Here is a 15951-nt window from a genome sequence, read left to right on the forward strand (position 1 = left end):
CTGTCTTACGTCATAAAAAACGCGCCTTCAGGGCGCGTTTTTTATTGCGGTTAAACTGAGGGAGTTAGCCCGCGATCAGGCCGCCGTCGCCTGCTCCTGATTGAGGAAAGCGTAGATTGCGGTGTCGGAATCGGTGGCGCGCAGCTTGGCGACCAGTTCAGGGTCGCGCAGGGCGCGTGCAATTCTGGACAAGGCCTTCAGGTGATCCGCGCCGGCGCCCTCGGGCGCGAGCAGCAGGAAAACCAGATCGACCGGCTGGTCGTCCAGCGCTTCGAAATCGACCGGTGTTTCAAGACGTGCGAAGACGCCGGTGATCTGATGGATGCTGTTGAGCTTGCCATGCGGAATGGCGATGCCGTGGCCCACACCGGTGGAGCCGAGTTTCTCACGCTGGAGGATGACGTCGAAAACTTCCCGTTCCGAGACTCCGGTAATTCTGGCTGCCTTTGCGGCCAGCTCCTGAAGCAACTGCTTTTTGGAATTCACCTTGAGGGCGGGAATAATCGCATCTTGTTGCAGCAAATCTGCCAACGCCATTCTCTTTTTCCTTCATGCCATCGAGACGATGCAGGAGGCAGCTACGCTTTCGCGCTCTGCCTCCCACGTCTTGTCAGACTGTTCAGCTCTTGATCGTTTCCGCGTCGATCCAGCCAATATTGCCGTCATGACGCCGGTAAACGATGTTGAGATATTCCTTGCCCGGGCTGCGGAACAGCAGAACCGGTTCGTCCGTCATGTCGAGCGCCATCACGGCGCTGGCGACGGACATTGTCTTAATCTGTTTCGAACTCTCCGCTACGATGGTGGGTGCGTAATCTTCAGGAACCTCGTGGTCCTCATCGGGAATAGCATCCATCACCGTATAGGCGATTTCCTGCGACACGCCATTCGCACCATTGTGGTGGTCCTTAAGCTTGCGCTTGTAGCGGCGCAGGCGCTTCTCGATCCGCTCTGCGGCGGCATCGAAGCTCGCCTGCGGATCATTTGCCTGACCCGCGGCATGCAATACAACGCCGGTATCGAGATGCAGCTTGCAGTCCGCGGCAAAACGCGATCCGGACTTCTCCACGGTCACCTGGCCTGAATACCCCCCATCGAAGTATTTGGTAACCGCCAGACCTATATTGTCCTCGATCCGCTGACGGAAAGATTCACCGATCTCCATATGTTTACCAGATACACGCACACTCATGGAAATTTTCCTTTTTGTAGTGATTTGCGAGTACCAGCTTACGTCAAGCCGCGCGCGCATCCAAGCGTTTCGAAGACCTTAAAAAGCCCTCATTCGAATTTTACGCCCATGGACGGTGGAGATGAATCCGTTACAAATGACCTTGCTTACGTGTGCGGCGGGCTTCTAGCCCTTGCCGTGGCAAGAGTCAATGGTGCGGCAAAAAACCGCCATAAACGTGATCGCGGCCGCCGCTCAGAAGGCGGATAGCTTGGCCAGCGCCTTCTTTTCCCGACGTCTCTGCACGGAGGAGGGGATGTTCATCGCCTCGCGATATTTGGCTACGGTGCGGCGGGCGATATCGATACCGCTCTTTTTCAGATTGTCGACGATATCATCGTCTGAAAGAACCGCCTCGGCGGCCTCCTGCGCGATCATGGCCTTGATGCGGTGGCGCACCGCTTCCGCCGAATGGCTGTCGCCGCCTTCCACGGCGCTGATCGACACGCTGAAGAAATATTTCAGCTCGAACAGACCACGCGGCGTCAGCATGTATTTTTTCGACGTCACCCGGCTGACGGTGGATTCGTGCATCTTGATGGCGTCGGCCACCGTCTTGAGGTTGAGCGGGCGCAGATGATCCACGCCATTGACGAGAAAGGCGTCCTGCTGGCGCACGATTTCCGTCGCCACCTTCATGATCGTCCGGGCGCGCTGGTCGAGGCTGCGGGTCAACCAATGTGCCGTCTGCATGCACTCAGTCAGAAAATCCTGATCCTCGCCTGCACGCGCCTTGTGTTTCGACACCTCTGCGAAATAACTCTGGTTGATGAGCACGCGCGGCAGCGTCTCGGGATTGATTTCCACCAGCCAGCCGCCGGTGGAGGAGGGGCGAACGATAATATCGGGAACGATGGTTTCGGACACCATCGAATCGTAGCCTGCGCCCGGGCGGGGATTGAGCGTGCGGATTTCCGCCAGCATGTCGAGGAGGTCTTCCTCATCGACGCCGCAGATTTTTTTCAAGGAGGCGAAGTCGCGTTTCGCAAGAAGTTCCAGATTGTCGACGAAAGCCCGCATGGCCGGGTCGAGCCGGTCCTTCTGGGCAAGCTGGATCGACAGACATTCGCTTAAAGAACGGGAAAATACACCCGGTGGGTCGAAGCCCTGAAGTGTCTTCAGAACGTGCTCGACCGCAGATGGGGCCGCTCCCAGCCGTTCGGCCACGTCGTCGACGGCATCCGTCGCAATATAACCGGTCTCGTCAAGCTGGCCGATCAGCGCATCGGCGATCATCCGGTCCTCGGCGGCGGATATGGCGAGCGGCAGTTGCTGATTGAGATGGTCGCCGAGGCTCTGTCTGGCCGCGACGAAATCGTCGAGATCGTAACTTTCCCCCGACTCCTGGCCGGGCATGGATTTCCATTGGCCAGCCAGTTCGGGCGCATCGGCCTTTCTGGGCTCGGTATCGTCGGGAAAGACGTTTTCGAAGCTGGTGTCCAGTTGCTCGCCGAGATTTGCGGCGCGATCACCATACCAGTCGTCGCTGTCGGGCGTCACCGTGGCGGATCTCTCCGAGCCTTCGCCGTCCGCGTCACCGAAACTCTCGGTCTCTGCCGGGGCATCGCTGCTCAAATCGCCATCGTTTGCCGCAATTTCCAGCAGCGGATTGCGCTCCACCTCCTGCGCGATGAACTGCGTCAGCTCGAAATGCGTCATCTGAAGCAGCTGGATGGACTGCATCAGTTGCGGTGTCATTACGAGAGACTGGTTTTGACGCAGCAAAAGGCTGGCAGACAATGCCATGGCGGACGCGAAACTCCCCTTACAGCTTCTCCGTCGCCTGATTTTCCAGAAATTTTACTGAGACGACGGAACTTGGCCCAAAAATTGCTTTTTTATCTTGTTTGGTCAAGCGTCAGGGTGGGGCGCGATGAAGAATCTTTCGCGCGCCGATCATGATGATTTTAGGTCGAAACGACCTAAAATCTTAAATCATGATCTAGATCATATAATTAGAGCGGGATTTCAAGCGAAAACCGCACACACTTTTCGCTATCCCGCTCTAGGCGTTTAAAGGCTAAAATTATTGCCGAGATAGAGACGGCGTACATCCGGATTGTTGACGATATCGTCCGGACGTCCATGCGTCAGAACCTCGCCGGCATGGATGATGTACGCGCGGTCGATGAGACCGAGCGTTTCACGGACATTGTGGTCGGTCACGAGAACGCCGATGCCACGCGCAGTCAGGTGTCTCACCAGATTCTGGATATCGCTGACCGAAATCGGATCGACGCCCGCGAAAGGTTCGTCGAGCAGCATGAAGGTTGGATCGGTCGCGAGTGCGCGCGCGATTTCCAGACGCCGCCGCTCACCACCCGAAAGCGCCACGGCAGGGGACTTTCGCAGTTGCGCGATATGAAACTCTTCCAGCAGCTCATCGAGCTTGCGGTTGCGCTTGGCAGCGTCCGGCTCATGCACTTCCAGCACGGCGCGGATGTTTTCCTCGACCGTCAAGCCCCGGAAGATCGATGCTTCCTGCGGCAGATAACCGACGCCGAGACGCGCGCGTCGATACATCGGCATGGTGGTGACATCATTGCCGTTGATGGCGATCTTGCCGGTATCCACGGGCACCAGGCCCGTGATCATGTAAAAACAGGTGGTTTTGCCTGCACCGTTCGGGCCGAGAAGTCCCACGGCCTCGCCACGGCGCACGACCAGCGAAACCCCGTTGACGACACGGCGCGTATTGTAGGTCTTCGTCAGGCCATGCGCGATCAGCGTGCCCTGATAGGGGGTCTTGTCCGCCGGCGAGGCCGCGTCCGCGGATCGGCTGCGCCCGCCGCCGAATATCTTTGAGATCGAGGGTATCTTCACGAGGAAAGACTACTGTTTTTTCTGCGATTTCGGATCGAGCATGATCCGGACAGGACCGCCGCAGCTTTCGAGCTTGGCCTGTCCCGTATTCATCAGAACGGTGAGCTTGCAGCCGGTGAACACATTCGTGCCTTCGGACAGCACGACCTGCTTGCCGGTCAGAATGAAGGTCTGCGCCGCCATGTCGAATTCGCCGTGATCGGCCGTCGCCTTCTGGGTCTCGGACGTCAGATAGACATTATTGTCGACGAAGATTTTTTCGATATTGGCGTCACCGCTGGTAAGCGAAGAACCCTCGCCCTTGTAATTCACGGTCATCTTGCCGGCCTGAAGGGTGGTCGTTCCCTGCACCACTTTCACATTGCCGGTGAAATAGGCCTTGCGCTCCTGATCGCGAATCTCGAGCTGGTCGCTTTCAATCGCGATCGGCTGGTCGCCGGAAAGCTTGACGCCCTGCATGTTGCTGGTGGTGTTCTGGGCGAAAGCCACAGTTGCAAGACACGAAAAGACAAGGCCTGCGGCTGCAAGGCCGGCGGATTTGCCAAGGGAAACGGGACGGGAAATTTGCATCATCTGGACCGGGCTCTCACTTGCCTTCATTCTTGATATTGGATGCAGCGATACGTGCCCGTACCTGCCCCGAAAATGTAATTGTCTTGCCATTATCGGCGATGTCAATCGATTGCGCAACAATCGAGCCGTCGTTTGTTTTGATCGAAACCGGCTCCTGGCTGCTCATTTTCCCGGCCTTCAGATCGACATCCGCAGACTGGAACTTCGCTTGTATGCCATTGCTGAGATTGATGTCAAAAGGGGCGGTCATCTTCAGCTTGTTAGTCGCCCGGTCGAAAATGCCTTCCTGGGCGATCACCTGCGCGACGCTGTCGTTTACCGGCACTGCCGCCAGAACCTTCTCAAGGGTCATGAGATTGGGGTTGGCGATGTCCTGCAACGCACGGTCGGCGTTCATGGAATAATCGATCCCCTTCTCGTTGCGGCCGGCAACAGCGGGTTTTTCCATCACGATCTTGCCGTCTTCAATTCGCGCGCTCTCAAGAGAAACCTCGTCGGGCGCCCAGGTTCGAATAACCGAAACGGCGATGAAGGCGAGCGAAATGATTGCCGCGCCGAGCGGCAGAATGATTTTCAGCCGCTTCACGCGCGCAGAATGCCGCAGCGCGGTGTCATAGGCGCCGTTCTGGTCATTGGGCAGCGAAAATGCTGGCGCGGGTTCGCGGAGTCTTTCGAGCATAAGAGTGGGTCCGGAATGCTTCTAGGGCGCCATTCTGGCGCACAATCGAAGCTTGTGTCTCTATCTAAATGTCTTTGGCATGAGTGCTTTGTCCTGCCAATATGGTTTTTGTCTGGAGAGGTGCAAGGGAAATGCGAATTTTATCGTAATTCTGGTTTCCTTATTGTTTCCTTGCGGCTTCGCGTTAGAAGAACCATATGGCCTGAAGCGCAAAAGCGGATGACAGAGGTTTTTATGGATAATATGGCGATAGCGGATCGCAGGCGGTTGCGCCGCAAGCTGACTTTCTGGCGGATTGCCGCCGTTCTCCTGCTTGTCGCCGGCGCTTTCGGTCTTTACCGGTTCTTATGGGATGGACCGCAGCAAAGTGCGAAACCCCACATTGCCCGCGTCGAGGTCTCCGGCCTGATCACCGACAATACCGAACTTCTCGAGCGGCTCGACAAGATCGCCAAGAGCGAGAATGTCAAAGGGCTGATCGTGTCGATTTCCTCGCCAGGCGGCACCACCTATGGCGGTGAGCGCATCTTCAAGGCCATTCGAGGCGTCGCGGAAAAGAAGCCGGTCGTCTCGGATGTGCGCACGCTCGCCGCTTCCGCAGGTTATATGATCGCATCGGCAGGCGATGTCATCGTTGCCGGCGAGACCTCGATCACCGGCTCGATCGGCGTGATCTTCCAGTATCCCCAGCTTGGCCCGTTGATGGAAAAGCTCGGCGTTTCGTTGCAGGAAATCAAGTCGTCGCCGATGAAGGCGGAGCCTTCGCCGTTCCACGAGGCACCGGAGGAAGCGAAGACGATGATCCGCGCGATGGTGATGGACAGCTATGGCTGGTTCGTCGACCTTGTGGCCGATCGCCGCAAGCTGCCGCGCGAAGACGTGCTGAAACTGGCGGATGGATCGATTTTCACCGGCAGGCAGGCGTTCGCCAACAAGCTGGTTGATACCCTGGGCGGCGAAAAGGAAATTCGCAGCTATTTCGAAACACGCGGTGTTGCCAAGGATCTGCCGATCGTCGAATGGCGCGCGCCGTCATCCCGCTCGCCTTTTGCGCTTTTCAGTGTTGCGCAAATAGCGAAGTTTCTGGGATATGACGATTTAATTCCCTTCGCAGGCCCCGGCCAGCTCGGTACGGACAAGTTGTTTCTTGACGGTCTTGTTTCCGTTTGGCAGGTTGAGCCGCGTTAAAAATCCAATTCTTTCAGGGGGCAACCGTGATCAAGTCTGAACTGGTGCAGATCGTTGCTGCGCGTAACCCGCACCTTTATCACCGTGACGTGGAAAACATCGTCAATGCGGTGCTGGATGAAATCACCGACGCCCTGGCGGCAGGAAATCGTGTCGAGCTTCGTGGTTTCGGCGCATTTTCGGTGAAAAACCGTCCGTCGCGTTCCGGTAGGAACCCGCGCACGGGTGAATCGGTTTTCGTCGAGGAAAAATGGGTGCCTTTCTTCAAGACGGGCAAGGAACTGCGCGAGCGCCTGAACCCCGGCATGGGTGACGAAGAGGACGATTAATCGTCCTCACTGCCCGCGCCGGAAACGGAGCTAGCGGAGCCCCGCAGCGATGGAGTATTCTCGGATGTCGAAAAAAATCATCAACCTCATCATCCTGCTTCCGCTGGCGATCATCCTCGTCATCCTGTGCGTGGCCAACCGCCAGTCCGTGACGCTGGCGCTCAATCCGTTTCGACCGGAAGATGGCGTTCTGTCCTTCACCGCGCCGTTTTTCGTATTCCTGTTTCTGGCGGTCATTTTCGGTGTTCTGCTGGGATCGGCGGCCACATGGTTCGCCCAGGGCAAACATCGCAAACGCGCCCGTATCGAGGCGAAGGAAGCCGTTCGCTGGCATGACGAAGCGAACCGGCAGAAAGCCGCTGCGACAGGCCATCTTCCAAATGCCGGACAACTCCCGGCAAAGTGATGTAGCCGACATTCGTTCCGGCTCTAGGCGAGCGGCGCGTGGAATGCTATTTGCTGCGCCATAAGACGCGGGCAGAAGCGGAAAGATTTCCATTGAAGAAAAAAGACAGTCGGCCGGGCAATCGTGCACGTGCCGGGAGCGAGAAAAAACAGGTTCATGCCGCAAAGCCGGCACGACGGGCGGAAGTGGCACCGAAAAAGCGCGAGCCGGACGCTGTCCGCAGCGCGCCAAAACCTGCGCCGAGGGAAAAGGTTACTCCGGCGACAGCCGTTGAGCAGGTGCCTGCGCGACCGCTCAAGCCCCGCACCGGCGACCGTCCCGCTGAACAGGTTCCGGTTATTCTGGAATCGAGCGGTGCTGGCGATTTTCACCTGATTGACAGCGGTAACGGCCTGAAGCTCGAACAATACGGCGAATATCGCGTCGTCCGTCCCGAGGCGCAGGCGCTGTGGCAACCGTCGGTTCCCGACCGTGTATGGCAGAATGCCGACGCCGTCTTTACCGGCGATACCGATGAAGACGGCATGGGCCGCTGGCGCTTTCCGAAGGCGGCACTCGGCGAAACTTGGCCTCTTTCCCTGCTCGGCATCGAATTTCTCGGCCGCTTCACGGCCTTTCGTCACGTCGGCGTCTTTCCGGAACAGATCGTGCATTGGGAATGGCTGAAACATGCCATCGAAACGGCCGACCGTCCGCTGAAAGTGCTGAACCTCTTCGGGTACACCGGCGTCGCGTCGCTGGTCGCGGCGGCCGCAGGCGCTGAAGTCACCCATGTCGATGCCTCCAAGAAGGCGATTGGCTGGGCCAAGGAAAATCAGGCGCTCGCCGGGCTCGAGCAGGCGCCCATCCGCTGGATCTGCGAAGACGCGATGAAGTTCATTCAGCGTGAGGAACGCCGCGGCAGCACCTACGATATCATCCTCACCGATCCGCCGAAATTCGGCCGAGGCACCCATGGCGAAGTCTGGCAATTATTCGACCATCTGCCGCTGATGCTGGATATCTGCCGGGAAATCCTGTCGCCCAAGGCGCTTGGCCTTGTGCTGACGGCCTATTCGATCAGGGCCAGCTTCTATTCGATGCATGAGCTGATGCGTGAAACCATGCGCGGCGCCGGTGGCGTCGTCGCGTCCGGCGAACTCGTCATTCGCGAGGCCGGGCTTGATGGCAAGACGCCGGGCCGTGTGCTTTCCACATCGCTGTTCAGCCGCTGGGAGCCGAAATGATGAAAGATATGCGCGAAAATACCACGCGCCGGGTTGGCCAGGTCAAGGAAGTGACCAGCCTTGCCAATCCCATCATCAAGGATATCAAGGCGCTCACCCAGAAAAAGGGCAGGGAAGAGACCGGCACCTTCATGGCGGAAGGCCTGAAGCTGGTCATCGACGCGCTCGAACTCGGCTGGACGATCAAGACACTGGTTTACGCCAAGGCCGCGAAGGGCAAACCGCTGGTGGAGCAGGCGGCGGTGAAGACGGTCGCATCGGGCGGACTGGTGCTCGAAGTCAGCGAAAAGGTTATCGCCTCGATCACCCGCCGCGACAATCCGCAGATGGTCGTCGGCATTTTCGAACAGAAATGGAAGCCGCTGAAGGAGATCCGCCCGGAAAAGGGCGAGACCTATATCGCGCTCGACCGGGTCCGTGATCCCGGCAATCTCGGCACCATTATCCGCACGGCGGATGCGGCGGGTGCTTCGGGTGTCATTCTCGTCGGGGACTGCACCGATCCGTTTTCGCTGGAAACAGTGCGCGCCACCATGGGTTCGGTCTTCGCCACCCCCGTCGCCCGCGCGTCGGTCGAGGAATTCCTGGCCTGGAAAAAATCGGCGCAGGTCAGCGTTGTTGCCACCCATCTGGCCGGCTCGGTGGATTATCGGAAGATCGACTATGCCGGAAAGCCGGTCGTGCTCCTGATGGGCAATGAACAATCCGGCCTGCCGCCGGAACTCGCCGGCAAGGCCGACCAGCTGGCGCGCATTCCCCAGCAGGGCCGCGCCGACAGCCTCAATCTCGCCATCGCAACTGCCGTCATGCTGTTTGAAGCACGGCGACATCTCCTCGAACTCGCACCGGTGACGTAATGGCCAAAGCGGCTCTGTTCTCGAAATTCGGTCCGGCTTTCGCGCTGATCGTCGCCGCACTGGTGCTGGACCAGATCGTCAAGCAGCTGGTCGAAGCCTATCTGCCGTTGCAGGAGATGGTTCCCGTTGCCCCGTTCCTGGCGCTTTATCGCACCTACAATCTCGGCGTGGCCTTTTCGATGCTGGAGGACATGCATGGCTGGTTCATTGTCAGCATGCGGCTCGTCATCGTCGTCTTCGTCTTGTGGCTGTGGCGCAAGACGGCGGCGGACCGCACCTTTGCCCATCTCGGCTTTGCCTTCATCATCGCGGGTGCGGCCGGCAATCTGCTCGACCGTTTTTTTTATGGACATGTCATCGACTATATCCTGTTTCATACGCAGACATGGTCTTTCGCGGTCTTCAATCTGGCTGACAGTTTCATAACCATCGGCGCAGCCTGCGTCATTCTCGACGAGTTTTTGCACGCCCGGACGGCTAAAAAGTAAAATTTTAGGGTTTCAGCCAAACATATCAAAACCGCTGCCGTGGTAGCGGTTGCCTATGAGCGAACTGGCAAGACTTCGGCAAAAAGTTTCAGATGAGCTGGGCCTGGCCGCCACGGCGGCGCAGCCGGCGGATCGTGTCGAGACAACAACGCACCATGCGGATGAAGAACATGCGACCGATACCAGGTCAATTGCGCTCTATGTCGCCGCGTCGTTATCGGTCGGGGCTTTTTCCGCAGCCCTGATCGCGCTTGCTGTGCCCTATGCGGTTACCGTTGCGCTGGCGACCTTTTTTGGCGCCGTGCTCGTCGGTGTCCTGCTCTATGCACTCTTTGATGAATCTTTCCATCAGCCCACCGTGCGGGCTGCAGATTCCGATCTTCGGCTGCGGCAAACGCAAAACCGCTCGCTGATTGCCGAAATGCAGGAATCCATGGGCGATATCGTCGTGATCCGCGACATGAACCGGCGCATTGTCGAGGCGAACCGGGTCTTTCGTGAAATGACCGGCTGTGCGGCGCCCGAAGGGCTGAGCTGCGAGGAAATCGGCATCGCTTTCCGTCCGGGCGACAAGGTCCATGCCTATGATGTGGAGATCGCGACCCCGTTCGGTCAGCGCATCTTTTCCTGGCATGATGTCGTGACCCGCGATCTGGCAAGCAGCCGTCTCCTCATCAGCAGTATCGCCCGGGATGTGACCGAGGAGCGGCTTGCGCTGGCCGAAAGGGAAGACGCCCGGCTGCGCGCCGAAAAGGCCGATGCCGAAAAGGCGCGGCTGCTTGCCACGGTAAGCCATGAAATCCGCCTGCCGCTTTCCGGTATGCTGGGCATGAACCATCTTCTGTCGCAGACGAGGCTCAACGAGGAGCAGCGAAATTATCTCGATGGCATGCGGCAATCCGGCCAGTCGCTGGTGCAGCTTGTCGAGGATCTGCTGGATTATTCGACCATGGAGGCCGGCCGCTTCAGGCTCAACCCGCGGGCGGAAAACCTGCGCCGGCTGATCGAGAGCATCGTGGAGATGCTGGCCCATCGCGCCCATGAAAAAGGCATAGAAATTACCTCCTTCGTTGCGCCGAATGTGCCCGATCATCTCGATTTCGACCCGGCGAGGCTACGTCAGGTCCTCTTCAATCTCCTCGGCAATGCCGTCAAATTCACGCAGGAAGGCGGCGTCGTCATCCGGGCGCGCATGGCCGACGACGAATTGCACATTGCCGTCGAGGATACCGGCCCGGGCATGAGCCGGGCGGAACAGGCCCGTATTTTCGGGGAATTCGAGCAGGCGGGCCCGTTGTCGCAGCGGAGTGCCGGCACGGGCCTTGGACTTGCGATTTCCGCCCGTATCGTGCGGGAATTCGGCGGCCGCCTCACGGTTTCGAGCCGCAAGGGCAAGGGCAGCACTTTCAAACTGGCATTTCGCCCGGCGGGCGCCCCGGCCGAAATGGCGGATCCGGCAAGGCGTCATTGTCTGCGGCATACAAATGTCCTGCTCATCGCCCCGAAGGGCGTGGCGGCGGCGGTGACGATGGAGGCGGTCGAGGCTTTCGGCGGTCAATGCACTCTCATCCATCAGCCTGAAGATCTGGAAAAGCTGAGGAGGGGTTCTGCCACGCGAGCGGCCGACCTTACCGATATCATCGTCGACCGGCGCATTTCGCCGCTGTTCAGGGACGCCCTGAAGGATTGGCCGCAACAGAATGTCCGCCGCACGCTGCTGGTCAGCCCCGAAGAGCGGCCGTCGACCATGCATGTGGCCTTCGACGCCTGGTTGATCCGGCCATTGCGGGAAAAATCCCTGATCGACGTCCTGTGCGGCCGTCTGCGCGGCATTGAGCGACGCGACGCCATCAACGACAACCACCCGGATGTGGGATTTTCCTCGCGGGTGGCGGAAGGGGCGAGCGGTATCGAGATACTCGTGGCCGAAGACGATGCCGTCAATCAGCGCATCATCCGCGCCGTTCTGGAAAAAAGCGGCTACATCGTCCGCGCTGTCGAGGACTTTGAGGCGTTGCGGCAATCTGTGGAGCCGGGCGCATCCCGCTTGCCTGACCTCATCGTCTCCGATCTCAACATGCCGGGCGGTGAGGGGCTCGATGTGCTTCCCGACCTTCTCCATATGCTGAAGGGCGAAAGAAATATTCCCGTCATCGTGCTCAGCGCAGATGCGAGTGACGCGACCGCCGAAATCCTGCTTGGGGCCGGTGTCGGTGCGGTTTTGACCAAGCCTGCCGACCCGCGACGGCTGGTTGAGGAAATTCGCCGTCTGCTGGAGGCGAAACGCCTGTCGCTATCATAACTTGACAGACTCGCGCTGGCGGCATTTTGTCACTATTCTGTCGTCAATTAGTGATTTATGACAGGAAAATTCTTTGGTGGCGGAGCGATTCCCCATGGTTGCCGAAATCCTCAATCACGACATTTGTGAAAACAATGTTGTCATTAATCCTCGTCCCGAGGCAGCTCAGGACAATGAGGGTCTTTTCGGCCGTATCGGCACGCTGGAAACACGGCTCGCCAGAAATGAACGCGAGATCGATGCCGCGCAATCCGTGCGTTACCGGGTTTTCGTCGAGGAAATGAAGGCGAGGCTTCCCGCGGAAGCCATGCGCCGCAAGCGCGACATCGATGCCTGGGACAGCGTCTGCGACCATCTGCTCGTGCTCGACAAGGCGATCGAAGGCGACAGCGAAGACCAGATCGTCGGCACCTATCGCCTGCTGCGGCAGGAAATCGCGCTTGCCAATAACGGTTTTTATTCCGCCAGCGAATTCGACATCGCCGGTCTCGTTGCGCGCCATCCCGGCAAGCGCTTCATGGAGCTTGGCCGTTCCTGCGTGCTGCCCGAATATCGCACCAAGCGCACCGTAGAGCTTCTGTGGCAGGGCAACTGGGCCTATGCCGTGAAACACCGCATGGACGCGATGATCGGCTGCGCCTCCTTCCCCGGCGTGCAGCCGGAAGCCCACGCTCTTGCCCTGTCTTTCCTGCACCATAATTGCGTGGCCAAGGGCGAGTGGGAAGCTTCCGCCCTTCCTGAGCTTTACCATGAGATGGATCTCGTCCCGGCCGAAGCGCTGAACGCCCGCAAGGCGCTGAACGCCATGCCGCCGCTGATCAAGGGCTATATGCGCCTTGGCGCCATGTTCGGTTCCGGCGCGGTCGTGGACCATGCCTTCAACACCACAGACGTCCTCGTGGTCCTGCCGGTTTCGTCCATCGCCGGCCGTTACATCAGCTATTACGGCGGCGAGGCCGAGCGCATCAACGGCTGACCGGGTTTTGGCGCAGCCGCGCGGGATGTTCCTGTGGGCAGCGTCCCCGCGCGTGTTGTCTTAAGGTGGAGATTGCCGCTAGTGTCGGCGCTCCTTTTCCGCAACACGATATGACATCGGCAGGCCATTGACGGACGTTCTGACAACCGCTTCCCTGATCTCGGAAGAGAGCCGCGCGACGGCCACTCCGATGATGGAGCAATATATCGAGATCAAGGCGAACAATCCCGGTTCGCTGCTGTTCTACCGCATGGGCGATTTTTACGAATTGTTCTTCGACGATGCGGTTGAGGCTTCCCGTGCTCTCGGCATCACGCTGACGAAACGCGGCCAGCATATGGGGCACGATATCCCCATGTGCGGCGTTCCCGTCCATGCGGCAGATGATTATCTCCAGAAACTCATCCTGCGCGGTTATCGCGTCGCCGTCTGCGAACAGGTGGAAGATCCGGCGGAAGCCAAGAAGCGCGGATCGAAATCCGTGGTCAAGCGTGATGTGGTGCGGCTTGTCACGCCCGGCACGCTGACCGAGGAAAAACTGCTGTCGCCGACGGAATCCAACTATCTCATGGCGCTTGCCCGCATTCGCGGCAGTGCCGAGGCGCAGTTTGCGCTCGCCTGGATCGATATTTCCACCGGCGTCTTCCGTCTGGCGGAAACCACGCTGACGCGGCTGCTCGCCGATATCTGGCGCATCGATCCGCGCGAACTGATCGTCGCCGACAGCCTGTTCCATGACGAGGAACTGCGGCCGGTCTTCGATGTGCTTGGCCGCGTGGCGGTGCCGCAGCCGGCGATCCTCTTCGACAGCGCTACGGCGGAAGGGCGCATTGCCCGTTATTTCAACGTCTCGACACTGGATGGTTTCGGCGCCTTTTCGCGCGTGGAAATGGCGGCCGCCGCCGCTGCTGTCGCCTATGTCGAAAAGACCCAGATCGCCGAGCGCCCGCCGCTCGGTGCACCGGAGCGCGAAAGTGCCGCCTCCACGCTTTTCATCGATCCGGCCACCCGCGCCAATCTGGAACTGGTGAAGACGCTGTCCGGTGAAAGAGACGGATCGCTGCTGCATGCCCTGAACCGCACGGTAACAGGCGGTGGCGCGCGGCTTCTGGCGGAGCGACTGATGTCGCCCTTGACCGATCCGGAAAGGATCAACGCCCGCCTTGATGCCGTGGCCTATCTCATCGATGACGTCTCGCTGTGTGATGGCCTGCGTGATGCGCTGAAACAGGTTGCGGATATGCCGCGTGCGCTCTCCCGCCTTGCGCTGGAGCGCGGCGGCCCGCGCGATCTCGGTGCCATCAGGCAGGGGCTGGCTTCGGCCGAAAGCATCGCCGCGATTCTGGATCAGGGATTGTTGCCGGATGAACTCGCGGCGGCGCTCGCGGATTTGAAAGCCTTGCCCGGCGGTCTCGAAGCCATGCTCGGCTCGATGCTTGCCGACGATCTGCCGCTTCTGAAGCGTGATGGCGGTTTCCTGCGAGAAGGCGCCAATCCCGAACTCGACGAGGTGCGGGCGCTGCGCGACCAGTCACGCCGGGTGATTGCCGGGCTGCAACTGAAATATGCCGATGAGACCGGCATCAAGTCGCTCAAGATCAAGCACAACAATGTGCTGGGTTATTTCATCGAGGTGACAGCTGGCAATGCCGATGTGATGACGGCGACGGACGAGGCCAAGGCGCGCTTTATCCACCGTCAGACCATGGCAGGCGCCATGCGCTTCACCACCACCGAGCTTGCCGATCTCGAAAGCCGCATCGCCAATGCCGCTGCGCAGGCTTTGACCATGGAACTGGAAGCCTTCGAGCGCATGGTCAAGGCTGTGGTGCAGCAGGCGGAAGCGATCAAGGCCGGCGCGCTGGCGCTGGCGGTGATCGATGTCGCCTCGAGCCTCGCCTATCTCGCAACCGAACAGGCCTATTGCCGACCGATCGTTGATGCCTCCATGACCTTCGCGATCAAAGGCGGGCGGCATCCGGTGGTGGAGCAGGCGCTGCGGCGGCAGTCGGCTGGACCTTTCATTGCTAATAATTGCGACCTGTCGGCCGTCAATGGCGGCAAGAACGGCGCGATCTGGTTGCTCACCGGCCCCAATATGGGCGGTAAATCGACCTTCCTGCGCCAGAATGCGCTGATCGCCATCCTCGCGCAGATCGGCTCCTTCGTTCCGGCGGAAGCCGCCCATATCGGCACCGTCGACCGGCTGTTTTCCCGTGTCGGCGCATCGGACGATCTGGCGCGCGGCCGCTCGACCTTCATGGTGGAAATGGTGGAAACCGCCGCCATTCTCAATCAGGCGACGGATCGTTCGCTGGTCATTCTGGACGAGATCGGCCGGGGCACCGCAACCTTTGACGGCCTTTCCATCGCCTGGGCGGCGGTGGAGCATCTGCACGAGGTCAATCGTTGCCGTGGTCTCTTCGCCACCCATTTCCACGAATTGACCGTGCTGTCGGAAAAACTCGGCCGCCTTTCCAATGCCACGATGCGGGTGAAGGAGTGGGAAGGTGACGTCATCTTCCTGCACGAAGTCGGACCGGGCGCTGCGGATCGTTCCTACGGTATTCAGGTCGCACGGCTTGCGGGCCTGCCTGCCTCGGTGGTGGAGCGCGCCCGCGAAGTGCTGACGAAGCTCGAAGATGCCGACCGCAAGAACCCGGCGAGCCAGCTGATCGACGACCTGCCGCTGTTCCAGATAGCGGTTCGCCGCGAGGAAACCCGCAAGGCCGGACCGTCGAAGCTGGAGGAAGCTCTGAAAGGCTTCAACCCCGACGAAATGACGCCGCGTGAGGCATTGGACGCGCTCTATGCGTTGAAGAAAGAACTTGGCAAGGCTTGAGGGGATAGATTGCCTGTCCATCGCCTTTAAA

15 protein-coding genes are annotated in these 15951 nt (G+C 59.4%); 9 read left to right on the forward strand and 6 right to left on the reverse strand.

The features are described 5' to 3' along the window. Positions 1-75: 75 nt before the first annotated feature. The 6 genes from ptsN to lptC all read right to left on the reverse strand — a co-directional run bounded on the left by ptsN (position 76) and on the right by lptC (position 5306). Complete coding sequence (gene ptsN / locus EM858_RS11460) at positions 76-537, reverse strand: PTS IIA-like nitrogen regulatory protein PtsN (protein WP_003503792.1); 462 nt, start codon at positions 535-537, stop codon at positions 76-78. 82 nt (positions 538-619) lie between these two features. Further along, positions 620-1192, reverse strand: coding sequence for a ribosome-associated translation inhibitor RaiA (raiA, locus tag EM858_RS11465; protein WP_003520085.1), 573 nt, complete (start codon positions 1190-1192; stop codon positions 620-622). A gap of 234 nt (positions 1193-1426) precedes the next feature. Beyond that, positions 1427-2977, reverse strand: a complete 1551-nt coding sequence (gene rpoN / locus EM858_RS11470; RefSeq protein WP_127756765.1) for an RNA polymerase factor sigma-54 — start codon at positions 2975-2977, stop codon at positions 1427-1429. 267 nt (positions 2978-3244) lie between these two features. Beyond that, a complete protein-coding gene (lptB, locus tag EM858_RS11475) occupies positions 3245-4030 on the reverse strand; it encodes an LPS export ABC transporter ATP-binding protein (RefSeq protein WP_035236624.1) in 786 nt (261 codons plus the stop codon). Between the two features lie 33 nt (positions 4031-4063). Next, on the reverse strand, positions 4064-4624 hold the full coding sequence (locus EM858_RS11480) for an LptA/OstA family protein (RefSeq protein WP_170318979.1): 561 nt from the start codon (positions 4622-4624) through the stop codon (positions 4064-4066). Positions 4625-4640: 16 nt separating this feature from the next. After that, complete coding sequence (gene lptC / locus EM858_RS11485) at positions 4641-5306, reverse strand: LPS export ABC transporter periplasmic protein LptC (RefSeq protein WP_059759327.1); 666 nt, start codon at positions 5304-5306, stop codon at positions 4641-4643. A gap of 234 nt (positions 5307-5540) precedes the next feature. On the opposite strand from lptC, the gene sppA reads away from it, so the two are divergent. From sppA to mutS, 9 genes are all read left to right on the forward strand, one after another. Next, on the forward strand, positions 5541-6494 hold the full coding sequence (gene sppA, locus EM858_RS11490) for a signal peptide peptidase SppA (RefSeq protein ID WP_127756826.1): 954 nt from the start codon (positions 5541-5543) through the stop codon (positions 6492-6494). Positions 6495-6496: 2 nt separating this feature from the next. Next, positions 6497-6823, forward strand: a complete 327-nt coding sequence (locus EM858_RS11495; RefSeq protein ID WP_219256707.1) for an integration host factor subunit beta — start codon at positions 6497-6499, stop codon at positions 6821-6823. Between the two features lie 64 nt (positions 6824-6887). Then, positions 6888-7229, forward strand: a complete 342-nt coding sequence (locus EM858_RS11500; protein ID WP_003520079.1) for a LapA family protein — start codon at positions 6888-6890, stop codon at positions 7227-7229. A 92-nt stretch (positions 7230-7321) separates the two neighbouring features. After that, positions 7322-8455, forward strand: coding sequence for a class I SAM-dependent methyltransferase (locus EM858_RS11505; RefSeq protein ID WP_127756767.1), 1134 nt, complete (start codon positions 7322-7324; stop codon positions 8453-8455). After that, on the forward strand, positions 8452-9312 hold the full coding sequence (locus tag EM858_RS11510; protein WP_127756768.1) for an RNA methyltransferase: 861 nt from the start codon (positions 8452-8454) through the stop codon (positions 9310-9312). Before EM858_RS11505 ends, EM858_RS11510 begins: the two co-directional genes overlap by 4 nt. After that, on the forward strand, positions 9312-9800 hold the full coding sequence (lspA, locus tag EM858_RS11515) for a signal peptidase II (RefSeq protein ID WP_003520075.1): 489 nt from the start codon (positions 9312-9314) through the stop codon (positions 9798-9800). The genes EM858_RS11510 and lspA overlap by 1 nt, the downstream gene beginning before the upstream one ends. Positions 9801-9855: 55 nt before the next feature. Then, on the forward strand, positions 9856-12102 hold the full coding sequence (locus EM858_RS11520; RefSeq protein WP_127756769.1) for an ATP-binding protein: 2247 nt from the start codon (positions 9856-9858) through the stop codon (positions 12100-12102). Positions 12103-12196: 94 nt separating this feature from the next. After that, a complete protein-coding gene (locus EM858_RS11525) occupies positions 12197-13078 on the forward strand; it encodes a GNAT family N-acetyltransferase (RefSeq protein WP_003520073.1) in 882 nt (293 codons plus the stop codon). 127 nt (positions 13079-13205) lie between these two features. Further along, entirely contained in the window at positions 13206-15920 is a 2715-nt protein-coding gene (gene mutS / locus EM858_RS11530; RefSeq protein WP_164865408.1) for a DNA mismatch repair protein MutS, read from the forward strand. Positions 15921-15951 lie beyond the last annotated feature (31 nt).

It is taken from the genome of Agrobacterium sp. CNPSo 2736 (genome assembly GCF_004005385.1).
In the GTDB taxonomy this organism is placed as follows: domain Bacteria; phylum Pseudomonadota; class Alphaproteobacteria; order Rhizobiales; family Rhizobiaceae; genus Agrobacterium; species Agrobacterium leguminum.